The following is a 12,587-nucleotide window of genomic DNA, read 5'->3' on the forward strand; positions in this document are numbered from 1 at the left end:
TTTAGGCATAGTATGCCTCTTTATAGATGTGTCCGTAAAATATGGGTAGAACCCAAGTGATTTACTAAAGCTGCATGTATATGATGTTTCTTCGCAAGGAGTAATCTATGAAAGGGTTCAATGCATCCAGCAAAAAACTGGCACCGACGTCCACTACGGGATTACCCCGAGAACGCAACAAAGTATTAGCCGATGGATCTACTCGGCATCCTTAGAGGCAAGCAGTTTTTTGTTTCCAAGTGGTCGCCGAAAAGGACAACCTATCAGCTACTCATTCTATCGATCGATTATCAGGAACTGGGCAGTAAAACTTGGATTGAATGCGGACTACTATGGCACTCATTCCATGCGCCGTACTAAAGCAACCTTGATCTATGCCAAAACAAAAAACATCAGAGCGGTACAGATTTTACTGGGGCACTCGAAGCTAGATAACACTATTCGTTACCTTGGAGTGGAACTGGAAGACGCTCTGAGGCTCTCAGAGCAAACAGACTGCTGAGGCTTGCTGATACAGGCTTTTCTCCTGAAAAGCCTGTGCCCCAAAATCTTTCAGAGTAGTTATTCGACCGTATTCTGTTAATGAGATTTTCCCTATCAAAAGTAATGTTTGTAACAAGGCAAGAATTGACCCTATCGGTCTTTCTTTGCAATTAATTCCTTTTGAGCATCTGATAAATTATTAATAAACTTGCTGCGTTGCACACTTAGAGATGAGTGTCCGTCAAGTTTGTGGTTATATAAATATTTTATACAACTATCTATCAAATTATATACATAATTTGTATTACCTAACTTTTCATCTAATTCGGTATCTTCTTTAAATAAATCAGATAATTTTGTGAAAATGGCTTCATGGTCGGATGTGGCATTTTCCTCATCTCTATAGCGAAATGCGTGATCACGTACCGCATACAAAGTCTTTACTAGCAATTCGTTATTAAAATACACTTTTAGTCCACGAGGTCCACTATAAAGTAAGCAATAGTCTAGTAAGTCGCTATATGGGAAAATATAGGGTTTATTTTTTTCTAGAAATGTGTTCCCAGTGAAAATTATTAGGTTGTCCAATATATATTTGAAGTGATGAACTTCTCTATTAATATAGAAAATATTCGAAAATAACATTTTATCGTCAAGGATTACATCTCCACTTTTATATTTTTTAATTTTTACAATGTGCAACTGATTTTTGAGTCTCATTACCCAAGTAACAATATTGTCTAATTTATTGAAATCGACTGAAGTATAGGTAAGGATTTCTCTAACAAGGATTTGATAACAAGCAATTTTGTCTGATAACTCCCCACTGGAGCCTTTCTGTTTAATATCCACACTTGTGCTAAAGTTATTGAAGTTATTTTCTGGGAAAATAGATCTATAGAATCGATCTCGGTCTGTAAATTTATATCGATTTTCATAGGTTTGTTCTAACTCATCCAGAAGTTTCATAAATGCTTCTTTGTGAGACTGATACATTTGGATTCGTTGAAGAGCTTGTTGGTCTTCATGTTGTTTAGTTAGGAAGGTTAAAGTTTTTCGCGTAAAGTTTGCAGCAAAAATAGCTCCGAAAGCAGCAATTATAGCGGCTATAGCCGATAACCAGGCTGCACCTATATCAACGAAGACATTCATTGCTCCGCCTATAATTGCCCCTAACATAACTAGAAGGACAGCTACGGCGATTTTTAGGTAATACTTAAATTCATTTTGCACTTAAACACCCATTTACACCACTATACGCTTAATACATAGGATAACTCATTTTAATCCTTGCTGGACTGGTAAATCCAATGTTGGTAATAACAGGGACACAAAGATTAAGCTGAACGGAAAAGGACTGTAGTGACTGAGTAAAATTGACCACCATTTTAATTATTTCGAATACATTTTCTCATCCGAAATAGACGGATTTCAATTCGTTTGCCAACTCAATTCTGTCCAATTCCTTTTTAAAAACTGACTGTCCCCAAATTCACTGATTCCTATGCTCAACATCCCAAAATCTCATACTTTTTTCATACTTTTGTCTATCGAAAAACTGATAGCCTGTGAATGCACTGGCAAAATCCAGTGTCGGGATTGAGACCCCTGTATTTTCTTCACAAGACATGTAAAATGCCAGCTCTGCTGATATTTTCATGTAACTTCAGCACACCTGAATTATGGTGGACTGGATAGGGGCGCTTTGGCGCACCGTTTCTTGTGAGCGGCTGTCTCAAACCTGTCCGGTTCGCCACTCAAAGTTTGAGACCTTTGTGTGGTGGTGTATCGTTCATCACAAGAAGAGGTTACAACCTATGTACGAAACCATCCCTTACGATCATCAATTCGCCCAAAAAGCCCGCGAATACCTGCGCCAGTTAGAAGAAATGTTTGAAGCCGAACAGCGGCACAACAGTCAAGAACTGCGCAACGTGCTGCTGTATCTGAATAACCTGATTACCACCCATTACGTGCGCTATCATGAAGAGCCGGATGAGTAAGATTGGTATGATGATTGATTGGTTTATTTAATTTTCGAGCCGCAATTGCGGCTCGTTTTGATCAAGTTCTAAGAGCCTGCTCTGATCGCGGGACTGAATCACATGCTGAGTATCGTAGGTGTATTGTTTGCGAGAAAATTTTGATGATTAAAACGGTGGTAACTATGCCCCTTTCCTTCTTAACGTAATTACTCAATAGCTGATCACGCCACTGGAATCACAGTACTTTTTGTTCATGACATACGGTTGAGGGGCGGTGCTCAAAACCTCCCCCAAAACCATTACGATTTAACATTTACCCTCTATTTTATATTTGCATAATAATTCGCTTGGACGATTTTCCAGTCTGGGTGGCGCAGTCCAGTTCCCTATTACACCGGATTTGATACATCTAGGTTCTATAAACAGTACAGTTGAAACAGCCAGGATTCGCATTATGAACCTGTAGGTATTTAACGTTGGGCTCGGTCAACTGATGGTAAATAATATTTTCCAAACCAGAAGCCAAAGTAGTTTCAGCATGAATCATAATACTATCTTCACTATAAGCTCTTACCGACAGTAGTCGTTTAGTGAGTATTTCGGGAATTTCATTTATGTTCAATTTTGCCTCTACAGCATCTTCCCGAATGAAAATGGGTCCAGAAGCTTTATATGGTGAGTTTACATCATGATATTTGTGCGGGATGAGTAAAACCCTCTCGCCAATCTCAGCTTCTTTTAAAGAGACTCGACATGGGAAACCAGGCTTTGAGTCTGCAATCAACCATTTTGCATTAAATTTTTCAAGTTGTTGATCGTTGAGGTTAAAGTATTCACTAAACATGCTCTTTTCAATTGGTTTTATAATAAAGTTTGTATTCATTAGGTTATACCTGATTAGCTATTTTGCTTTTGATGAATACTCATGCTAACGATGTGAACCGCTCTTAAACATCCGAAAATTGCGCCATATTCAAATTGAAGGGTTAATAAACATCCTCGAATTAACCAGCAAGAATCGGATGGTATCATCAAACTTGGTGTGATGAGATGCTGATGAATCACGCGACACAGTGAGCGTAGCTATGCCAAAGTTATCAGACAATGCAATGAAAAATGCGGTAGCGCAGAGAGATGGATCTTTTGACGGACATTTTTACTATGGCGTCATCACCACTGGTGTATTTTGTTCGCCTTCCTGTTCAACCAAAGCGGCAAATCCAGAAAACCTGAGATTCTTCTTAGACATCGAATCTGCAATGCAAGCAGGTTTTCGTCCTTGTAAGCGTTGCAATCCAGCAGGACAGGACGAGCGTACTCAACAGCTAATCGATGTGGCTCGCCATATAGAAACTCATGCCGAAGACAAGATGACACTAACCCAGTTAGGCAATATTGCAGGATTTTCACCTTCCCGATTACAACGCTCATTTAAAGACATGTTTGGTGTGTCTCCCAAGCATTATCAGGATGCAGTGCGAATGCGAAAATTTAAGCGTTCGTTAAAAGAGGGGGAGAGTGTGACTGATGCGATTTATTCGTCAGGTTATGGCTCAATAAGTCGGGTATATGGTGAAGCGACCAGAAATATAGGCATGACGCCAAAAGCATACAGAGCTGGCGGTAAGGGTGAAATTATCCATTATGCGTGTCGAGAGACAGCCCTTGGATACATGATAATGGCTGCGACAGATAAGGGGGTATGCTCGGTACAGTTTGGTGATGACAAAGATTCTTTGCTAACTTTGTTAGGTGACGAGTTTCCAGAGGCTCGGCTTGTACTTTCTGCGGCACAAGAGGCACCAGAGCTGGATAGCTGGATATTGGCTTTAGATCAGCATATTAGTCAGGGCGCTCCCAGACCCGATGTCCCTCTTGATATCAGAGGAACGGCATTCCAAATTAAGGTGTGGCAGTTTTTACTAAGTATCAAAGAAGGGGACGTGATGAGCTATGGTGAGGTTGCAGAGCATATTGATAATCCGAAGGCGGTTCGCGCTGTAGGAACGGCTTGTGGCAAAAACCCAGTTGGGATTCTTATCCCCTGCCATCGAGTATTGCGCAACGACGGTTCTTTAGGAGGTTACCGCTGGGGACTAGAGCGCAAAAGAACATTGTTGGATATGGAAAGAGCAAAGCACTAATTCAACTGACCACTAGGATAAGTGAAATATTGAATACTCACTGATAAATCCTGCATTAAATGAATCTAATAGTGTTGGTGGAGAGTGGAAGATTTTATCCAGTTCCGCGTAAATCGTTCACCGCTGACAACGGTGGTCTTTGATGTTTTAGGATACGAAAAGTCATTTAAATATGCATAAATTATTGAATTAAGTGAAAAAACTTTATCCAAGAGTGAGTTAAACACGACTTTTAGCCAGTAGTCGGTTTACTTTCCCTTTTGCTGTTTTACTAACGGTTTGCATAAAGTGAAAGCTTGGATTGGCGATTCCTGACAGCTCTAAGTCTTCGACCATGTGAAGCCAAAGTTTGGCTGTCATTTGTGCATCAGCTAATGCTCGGTGAAAAACACCGTCGTTATCGATGTTTTTGTAGCGAACCAGTTCACCTAGTTTGTATGACGGAGCATCTTGAATCAGTCTTCTTGCCACCAGTAATGAGCAACCGAATTCTCCTGCATAACCACGGTTGATTCTTTCAAGCTCTGCGTCCAGAAATCGTTTATCGAACGAAGCGTTGTGAGCGATAAGGTTCTCATCGGCAATGAACTCACTAAAAGATATCATTACCTCATCGCAGCTTGGCGCTGTTCGTAACATGGTATTGGTGATGCCGGTATAATTTTCAATGAATGAGCTTACTCTGAAGCCCGGATTCATTAGTTGTTGAAAACTATCGACAACCTCACCATCGACTAATTTCACCGCACCGATTTCAATTGCGCGGTCACCAAGGTTAGGAGAGAGGCCAGTGGTTTCAAAGTCGAGTACGATAACGGAATTGGCTTGAGGCATGACGTTTTCCAACTAAACACGAATGTGTAAGAGTATCATCGAAGGCGATAGAAAAATAAAGGCGATTAGGGCGCTGTCCAGCTTTTCTATACCTGAGATTCAAGTGTCCTAAATAATCTAAGCCGATCCTAAACTGAATTTGGTTGCCCTTATATGGCACTCAGGCGCATTCAATGTACCCGACAATCACAGCGGTATGATTGCAATATCTTGTGCCTATCAACAAAAGTATTCCTGAGCTTTCATCACGTTCAAATAATTATTAATAAAAATGTAAATAATCGGATTAATTTACATATTTATCATTAACATGTTATTAACATAGTTGGCTAATTTAGTACAGGGTTAAATGAGCGTTGTTAACATTCACCCTACTCTTGAAAAACGTTTTGTTCGAAAATATTTATATTCAAACGTTAGGGAGTAATTATAGGTTATGGAATCAAGAAATATTGCCATTGTCGGTGGTGGTGTTGGAATGCTGTCAATTTTAGATCACCTTAGTAAACAGGTTGATGGTATATGTAATATTTCAGTTTTTATGAAAAATACGACTGGTATTGGTGAAGCGTATCGTTTTGCTCCAGATGAGTTAATCATGAATACTCGAAATGACAGCATCAATTTTTTCGATCATATTGTCGATTTTAAACAATGGCTAAAGAAACATCATAACGACATTTCTTCTGAGTTTGAATTTATACCCCGACGTATATTTGGTTCTTATTTACACTTGGTGAAAAAGAAAATTCTGAATAAATTTCGATTGAAAGGACATAGAGTTGAATTCCGGGAGGAAATAAAAGAGATTGATAAAAAAGGTACTATTGTAACTCAAAATGGTGATTATAAATATTTTAGTGCAATATTTGTATCTGTTGGTTTTGGCACAGATACAGCGATTAAAGAAAATACGATTAAAATCAGAAATATTCCTAAAAATGGCATTTTAAATATTGTTGGTTCTGGTTTGTCTGCTATAGATTGGATCATTTTAACTAACAGTATACGTCCAGATATTTTTATTAATGTTGTCTCGAAAAGTGGATTGTTCCCTGCGGTTAGAAGTTCTTTTTCATCGAGTGATTATCCCAATATTATTGAATCTAATGAGGAGCTGATTAAAAAACCGGATTTAATTAAATTCTTAAAAATACTCAGAAATGAATGTAAGAAAGATATTAATTACGGTTTGGATGATTTTATTAATCTATTGATACCCAATAGGAGTCTTTCTGAAGAGCTAAGTATTGCACAGAAAAGAATACCTGTTTGGCAACCTCTATTATATCGTTCAACAGTAAATTACAAGGATTTTTTTAAAGCATTACCTGAATATCAAAAGAAATATTTGTTGAAACGACGTTCTAAATTTATAAATAGAAGAGGAATGTTTCCAGTTAAGAATGCGAAAATTATTCATGAATTAATTGAATCAAATCGTTTAAAGATCGAATCAAAAACCATTCCAGATGATGAAATTAGTGCTATAGATACAATTAACTGCACAAATGATAATTTGGCAATGTATGAATTTTTAGATCGAATAAATATAGACTGTTTAGATCGGAATAAAATAGTTAATAATAATTTCAAAGCATGTGTATCTAGAAATTTATATCTACTTGGTCCGGCAACGAATACAGTTAACTTTTTTACCGAAGTCTCATCTCTTACGTATGTTCATGCTGAACATGCAGTAAAAGATTATTTAAACCATTAATGAAAGGAGAAAGTAAATGGTTATCAAGCAATATGAAAAAAACATATTTAAGTCACGTCTGAAAAATGGTGAAAAGCTACATGGTCTGTGGTTTTCTTCATGTAGCCCAATTATTGCAGATGTCATTCGTGACTCGGGTTATGACTGGGTACTGATTGATATGGAACATTCTATCAACACGACAGAAAGTGTGAGTAACATTCTGCGTTGTTTCCGTGATAGCGATACTGCGCCGATTGTCCGGCCACCTGTAAACGATCCTGTAGAAGTAAAGCGCTTACTGGATGCTGGTGTTAGAAACTTTCTATTTCCACTGACGGAGTCTGTAGAAATGGCAGAGCAGGCTGTTGCATCGACGCGTTATAAAGCAAAAGGCGGTCTTCGTGGTGTATCTCTGGGACAGTCAGCCAACCATTTTGGGCGAATTGCCGATTATTTCGATAAAGCGAACGATGATATTACGGTGATCCTCCAGGTTGAAAGTACTCAGGCCGTTTCACTTGTTCCACAATTGGCATCGGTGGAAGGTGTTGATGGTATTTTCGTCGGCCCTGCCGACTTATCTGATGATATGGGGAAAACCGGAAAAACTTTTGAAGGGGACGTTCAGGAAGTAATCAATGACTTTGTTCAATTATGTAAGGCTTCGTCTATTCCTGCTGGCTCTCTGATTTTCAATGAGGAAGTGGCTGAACAGTATTATTCAAAGGGATTCAGTTTTATCTCTTGTGCAAGTGACATCTCGTTATTACGAAATGCAGCTGATGCACAAGTGAAGAAGTTTTCTAATGAATAAGGTATAAAATAATGGAGATGGTTGATCTATCGTTGGGTATACCGAATTCCCCAAAAAAACATTCGGATATAATTTCGAAAGTAATATTTAGTGAGGGTGTGTTCTGCGATAGATATCCATCTTCATTACTATCTTCTGAATTAGAAATAGTGGATAGTTGTTTTCTGAATAAACTTGGCCTTGATGTTTTTTGTGATAAAAATTTAAGTGTTCATCATGGAGGTAGAGGAGCACTGTTTACAGTATTATCATGTCATTTAAATCATGAAAATGTAAATATTGATACGTCATATCCATATTGGAATGGTTATAACTCAATCGTTAAATCTATAAATGAAAACTCTATGATTAACAACATGGATAATCAAAGTAATAGTCAAGTGTCTTTATTATGCTTACCTAACAATCCTGATGGCTCTTTGGATATTGAAAGATTAAATTATTGCTTAAAAAATTATGAACATGTTGTTATTGATTTGGTTTATTTTAACTTTTTGGATGCTTTTGAAATTAAGTCTATTTCAGATGTACTCATGGGTCGAAATAACTATTCTTTGATTTTTAGTGTATCGAAACATAGTGCTTCTCCCAATGTGCGTGTTGGTTATGTTTATACACCATCTACTGAATTATCGGCAAAGTATAGAGCCTTTCAGTTTAATATATCTAACTTGCCATCAAATATTAATCGTACAGTCGCTGTTTATCATCTGATGCAAGAAGAAAGAAATCTGATGATTACAGATTATTACAATCGCATTTCATTTGAAATCAATAATATTCAAAGCTATCCAGGGATTAGGATTTGTGCAAAAGGTATGTTTGTTTGGATTACATGTGATAAGAAAAAATCAAAATACATTGTGGATGCTATTTTATCCGAATTGAATATTAAAGGAGCTTTAGGCGATAGCTTTGGAGACGAATATGGTTCGAGGTGGTTAATTAAAGATGGTGTTGATTATAAAAAATTGATTGAAAGAATTTATTATCTAAACAAGGGGTAGTATATGCGTGATGTTATTTTTAAACAAAACTTACTCAATGACGTAAATCAAATTAGTTGGTCACCAATGAACACGGATGGTCGACTTGGGGTAAACATTTGTGAAATTTTCAATGATATATCATTTGGAGAACACGGTTCCCGGTTAGCAATACTGAATTATGAACCTGGGGCTTTAGTTCCTAAGCACCTACACACTGGTTACGAGATGATTTTTATGCTCGATGGTGAACTTTTTGATGACTATGGTACTTATTCGAAAGGAGACCTTGTTGCGTATCAACCAAATTCGGAACATTCCCTTTCAACTCGTTCAGGATGTACTTTCCTAGTCTTATGGGAAAAGCCAGCGATCAGTATTCAGGGAGATGCTTAATGTCTCATAAAGACGTCCAGCGTATGGCCAATATTCTTTCTGGAGTAAATGTAATTGATATCGTTGGCTTTGGAAGTTGTATGTCTCCTGATTACTTGTTCAAACTGATGATTCAATCTAAGAACCTATCGAACCGAAACAAAAAGTACGGATTTATATGTCCGACTTTTCCCGGTTCGGGAATGAATGGTGGTATCAATGAATTAGCCGACAGTGGTTTAATCGAATGGACGATTGGTGGATTCTATGGTGCGGCCCGAAAATTAGGGCTTGATATTTCAAGAGGGATCATCGACGGATATACCATACCTCAAGGGGTTGTCAGTCACTTGTTAACTCATCCTGAACGAACAATGTGTTCAGATATTGGCTGTGGAACATTGGTCGATCCTCAATGCCGGGGAGGGGCTTTAGGGGATGTACCGAAATTGACCCCTGTCAGGTCAATAGAAAAGCCACAATTAAATCAATCCGGGATGCTGAGTTTTACATTGCCTGATTCAGATTTGGTATTGATGCGTGGTGCTGGCTTTACTGATAGTGGAGACATTATTTTAGAGTCATTTCCAATTCATCTTGATTTAAAGGATATTTTAATTTCTGCAAAAATCAGAGGTGCTAAGGTCGTCATTCAGGTTCCGGATTTGCAGCAAGTGCCATCAATTGATTCAAATTGCGTATCGCCGGATTTGTTTGATGCAGTATTGATCTCACCACCGGCATACCATCAGGATACCTATCGATCTGAGTATTCGAGGCATTCAACCGATGGAAAACTCTTTCGTCAGAATGATGTTGTTGACGAATTAGCGGTCCAACTAAGACAAAGACTAAATCCACATGAGCGCATCATTGCAGGTATTGGTTTACCCGTCGCTGCAGTCAACACGATCAATGATCCATATGAGAAATACTGTGTCTCTGTTGAGTCAGGCAATATTGGAGGGTATCCAATAGACGGAATAGGATTTGGCATATCAATAAATCCTCAGAATATTATCTCTCAAAAAGCGATGTTTTCTGATATTTGGTCTGGGAAATTTGATCATGCTTTGCTCGGTGTCGGAGATATGGATGATGATGGAAATATTTATGTTGCAAAGCTTGGTGAGCAAACATTTGGTATCGGAGGATTTATAGATATTGTTAATAGCGTCAATAAAATTACTTTTGTTGGGAGGAAAGGAAAGAAAAAATTTCAATATCCAAAAAGTGAATGGGTGTGTTATAAACATAACTGTAACACTGATGTTAAATATATTTTGGCTTAGTTGAGGTAAGGATATTCCTAATGGTTGAGTATAATTCCCTGTTTGCTTTTTTCGTTTTAGCAGTTGTTGCAACCCTGTCACCCGGACCTGCTGTTTTGTTGGCAATATCGAATGGTGCCAATCTTGGCGTCAGAAAGGCTGTGATTGGCATCTTTGGTAATGTATCAGCCATGATTTTCTATGCGACGTTCGCATCGCTAGGGATGGGGGTTCTGATTAACGAAGGTGGAGAATTTTTACTGAGATGTATACAGTTTGCCGGAGGACTCTATTTATGTTACCTCGGTTATAAATCCATCGTGTCAGTAAGGACGAATAAACCCCTTTCAGAACCCCACCAGTCACAAGGGATCTCTGTATTCACAAAGGCTGCACTTGTGGGATTATCAAATCCAAAGGCTATCATTTTCTTTTCTGCACTTTTTCCTCAATTTATTAATAATCAGGGTGATTTTTTAGTTCAAACGACAATATTGACCTCGATCTTTGCTGGTTGTTCTTTTTCAGCACTCACGATGTATGCATTCCTTTCTAGCAAAATATTTGTTGGCAGAAATAATAAATGGTTTAATTTTATTAATAAACTATCTGGTGTCATATTCATGTGTTTTGGTATTGCACTCATGGGGAATAGTATAAAAAATTAAGCATAAGATGGGAGGATAGGGCAAGGTCGTGAACATTATTTGAACAAAACAGATCAGTTTGACGATCACATCTTGCTGTAGCCATTTTTACGGTTTGGTTGCTCGCAATCTTCCAGATGTTGTTCGAGTTCCGCCTTTAAGGCGGCTTCGGTGAGCTGTTTGATGAGAGGAGTAAGAAAGCCGGTCTTGTCCCGACTGAAGAGCTTTAAGAGCTTGTTCTAGATCGAAGTTTGTGGTCAGTGTGTCATTCCTGTTTTATACATATTACTGAAATAACAGAGATTTCTAAACACTACCTAAGATGGAATCAATAATTTTTTATATTGCTCTTTCATATATTGCTCCGCTTTTTGGATTTTATATCGAATCTTAGAGCGGAGCCAACTGTCTTGAAACCAATGTCTATCAACTTCAGTGCTTCCATATATTTCTGTTGCAATTTGTTTGTGTGACTTTTTTGAATTTCTCATATCTAATATTATTAAATATTCTAAATATTTTCTATTGGCTTCTTTGAAAGGTATACTGCCAGAAGTGTTAATAACTTGATTTACAATCCGAATGATTTCTGATATGTACAGTTCTGGCAAATTGGCAGATATAAGTAACATACCTTGTTCACTTAGTAGTTGATTTTTATTGTCGGAATATAATTGTATCATTTCACCATTATTAGATAATGAAACAATACTATTATCATTTTCTAAATGTATAATTTTTTTCGTACCATCAAATTTGCTTAGATCAACATAAATATCCCATTTAGATTTAAAGTGATTTTCTCCCAAGCTGACAAACCTCAGGTATCTCCCTATATCAATGCAGTTCCAAATAACCTCCCTGACATCTTCAATTTGTGGATCGCAGTATGAGAGTAATCCCCAGCGTTTCGCATTTTTACTATGTATCCACTTGATATTATCTTGCTCTTTCTTTAGGTATTTCCACTCATTGATGTAGTCTGGATTTCTTCTTAAAAACTCCCAAGCCAAAGATAAATTACTGATCGTTGTACTACTATGTTGTGTCATATTGTTCTCATTATTCTGAATTAAAACCGATTAATGTTATCAATATGTTGATTTATGTGCTTTTTTATGTAAAGACAACTCTTTTTTGACCAAAGATATGGTGGAATGATTGCGTAATCCCGGTAGGCCTGAGTTGCTAAAGAACCCAACCCGAGCAAGGTTGTACGTCGCATTAACTCGCGCACGTCATAGTGTTGCTATTGTGCTAGACCCTAATGAAGAAGAAGTATTCGAAGGGGCTACTGATCCGCACCAGCAGTTTTGGACATCGAGTTAAGTGAGTACAATCAC

Annotated in this window: 12 protein-coding genes and 2 pseudogenes; 9 read left to right on the plus strand and 5 right to left on the minus strand. The window is 37.8% G+C overall.

Features of this window, described 5'->3' with window-relative positions; all coding sequences use genetic code 11:
* Positions 1–55: 55 nt before the first annotated feature.
* Positions 56–502, plus strand: a pseudogene (locus OCU60_RS08020) (tyrosine-type recombinase/integrase); the annotation flags it as partial.
* Between the two features lie 131 nt (positions 503–633).
* Here the strand turns inward: OCU60_RS08020 and OCU60_RS08025 are convergent.
* Complete coding sequence (locus tag OCU60_RS08025; protein ID WP_074372378.1) at positions 634–1,716, minus strand: hypothetical protein; 1,083 nt, start codon at positions 1,714–1,716, stop codon at positions 634–636.
* Positions 1,717–2,300: 584 nt separating this feature from the next.
* Here OCU60_RS08025 and OCU60_RS08030 point away from each other — a divergent pair.
* The gene (locus tag OCU60_RS08030; RefSeq protein ID WP_074372379.1) at positions 2,301–2,486 is read left to right on the plus strand and encodes a hypothetical protein; all 186 of its coding nucleotides are present in this window, start codon (positions 2,301–2,303) and stop codon (positions 2,484–2,486) included.
* A 391-nt stretch (positions 2,487–2,877) separates the two neighbouring features.
* Here the strand turns inward: OCU60_RS08030 and OCU60_RS08035 are convergent, their stop codons facing one another.
* Positions 2,878–3,351, minus strand: coding sequence for a DUF1203 domain-containing protein (locus tag OCU60_RS08035; protein WP_074372380.1), 474 nt, complete (start codon positions 3,349–3,351; stop codon positions 2,878–2,880).
* A gap of 202 nt (positions 3,352–3,553) precedes the next feature.
* Between OCU60_RS08035 and OCU60_RS08040 the strand changes: the two genes are divergently transcribed.
* The gene (locus tag OCU60_RS08040; protein WP_074372381.1) at positions 3,554–4,612 is read left to right on the plus strand and encodes a bifunctional transcriptional activator/DNA repair enzyme AdaA; all 1,059 of its coding nucleotides are present in this window, start codon (positions 3,554–3,556) and stop codon (positions 4,610–4,612) included.
* Between the two features lie 219 nt (positions 4,613–4,831).
* Here the strand turns inward: OCU60_RS08040 and OCU60_RS08045 are convergent, their stop codons facing one another.
* Positions 4,832–5,446 (minus strand): 3'-5' exonuclease, encoded by a 615-nt coding sequence (locus tag OCU60_RS08045; RefSeq protein WP_074372382.1) that lies wholly within the window; start codon positions 5,444–5,446, stop codon positions 4,832–4,834.
* Positions 5,447–5,882: 436 nt separating this feature from the next.
* On the opposite strand from OCU60_RS08045, the gene OCU60_RS08050 reads away from it, so the two are divergent.
* Genes OCU60_RS08050 through OCU60_RS08075 form a run of 6 tightly spaced genes read left to right on the plus strand, consistent with a single transcriptional unit; the run spans position 5,883 to position 11,265 of the window.
* A complete protein-coding gene (locus tag OCU60_RS08050; RefSeq protein ID WP_074372383.1) occupies positions 5,883–7,169 on the plus strand; it encodes an FAD/NAD(P)-binding protein in 1,287 nt (428 codons plus the stop codon).
* 16 nt (positions 7,170–7,185) lie between these two features.
* A complete protein-coding gene (locus tag OCU60_RS08055) occupies positions 7,186–7,965 on the plus strand; it encodes an HpcH/HpaI aldolase family protein (protein ID WP_074372384.1) in 780 nt (259 codons plus the stop codon).
* A gap of 11 nt (positions 7,966–7,976) precedes the next feature.
* On the plus strand, positions 7,977–8,972 hold the full coding sequence (locus OCU60_RS08060) for an aminotransferase class I/II-fold pyridoxal phosphate-dependent enzyme (protein ID WP_139302096.1): 996 nt from the start codon (positions 7,977–7,979) through the stop codon (positions 8,970–8,972).
* Positions 8,973–8,975: 3 nt separating this feature from the next.
* A complete protein-coding gene (locus OCU60_RS08065) occupies positions 8,976–9,347 on the plus strand; it encodes a cupin domain-containing protein (protein ID WP_074372386.1) in 372 nt (123 codons plus the stop codon).
* Positions 9,347–10,618: a hypothetical protein gene (locus OCU60_RS08070; protein WP_074372387.1), complete on the plus strand. Its 1,272-nt coding sequence runs from the start codon at positions 9,347–9,349 to the stop codon at positions 10,616–10,618. Before OCU60_RS08065 ends, OCU60_RS08070 begins: the two co-directional genes overlap by 1 nt.
* Positions 10,619–10,638: 20 nt before the next feature.
* Entirely contained in the window at positions 10,639–11,265 is a 627-nt protein-coding gene (locus tag OCU60_RS08075; RefSeq protein WP_074372388.1) for a LysE family translocator, read from the plus strand.
* 80 nt (positions 11,266–11,345) lie between these two features.
* On the opposite strand, the pseudogene OCU60_RS08080 reads toward OCU60_RS08075, so the two are convergent.
* Positions 11,346–11,505 (minus strand): annotated as a pseudogene (locus OCU60_RS08080) (IS256 family transposase); the annotation flags it as partial.
* Between the two features lie 56 nt (positions 11,506–11,561).
* Positions 11,562–12,296, minus strand: a complete 735-nt coding sequence (locus OCU60_RS08085) for a DNA -binding domain-containing protein (protein ID WP_074372389.1) — start codon at positions 12,294–12,296, stop codon at positions 11,562–11,564.
* Between the last annotated feature and the right edge of the window lie 291 nt (positions 12,297–12,587).

The organism is Vibrio spartinae (genome assembly GCF_024347135.1).
In the GTDB taxonomy this organism is placed as follows: Bacteria; Pseudomonadota; Gammaproteobacteria; order Enterobacterales; family Vibrionaceae; genus Vibrio; species Vibrio spartinae.

Excerpts from the sequence above, each read along its gene's own strand:
- OCU60_RS08030 (WP_074372379.1), top strand. The coding sequence starts at position 2,301 with ATGTACGAAACCATCCCTTACGATCATCAATTCGCCCAAAAAGCCCGC.
- OCU60_RS08035 (WP_074372380.1), bottom strand. The coding sequence starts at position 3,351 with ATGAATACAAACTTTATTATAAAACCAATTGAAAAGAGCATGTTTAGT.
- OCU60_RS08040 (WP_074372381.1), top strand. The coding sequence starts at position 3,554 with ATGCCAAAGTTATCAGACAATGCAATGAAAAATGCGGTAGCGCAGAGA.
- OCU60_RS08045 (WP_074372382.1), bottom strand. The coding sequence starts at position 5,446 with ATGCCTCAAGCCAATTCCGTTATCGTACTCGACTTTGAAACCACTGGC.
- OCU60_RS08050 (WP_074372383.1), top strand. The coding sequence starts at position 5,883 with ATGGAATCAAGAAATATTGCCATTGTCGGTGGTGGTGTTGGAATGCTG.
- OCU60_RS08055 (WP_074372384.1), top strand. The coding sequence starts at position 7,186 with ATGGTTATCAAGCAATATGAAAAAAACATATTTAAGTCACGTCTGAAA.
- OCU60_RS08060 (WP_139302096.1), top strand. The coding sequence starts at position 7,977 with ATGGAGATGGTTGATCTATCGTTGGGTATACCGAATTCCCCAAAAAAA.
- OCU60_RS08065 (WP_074372386.1), top strand. The coding sequence starts at position 8,976 with ATGCGTGATGTTATTTTTAAACAAAACTTACTCAATGACGTAAATCAA.
- OCU60_RS08070 (WP_074372387.1), top strand. The coding sequence starts at position 9,347 with ATGTCTCATAAAGACGTCCAGCGTATGGCCAATATTCTTTCTGGAGTA.
- OCU60_RS08075 (WP_074372388.1), top strand. The coding sequence starts at position 10,639 with ATGGTTGAGTATAATTCCCTGTTTGCTTTTTTCGTTTTAGCAGTTGTT.
- OCU60_RS08085 (WP_074372389.1), bottom strand. The coding sequence starts at position 12,296 with ATGACACAACATAGTAGTACAACGATCAGTAATTTATCTTTGGCTTGG.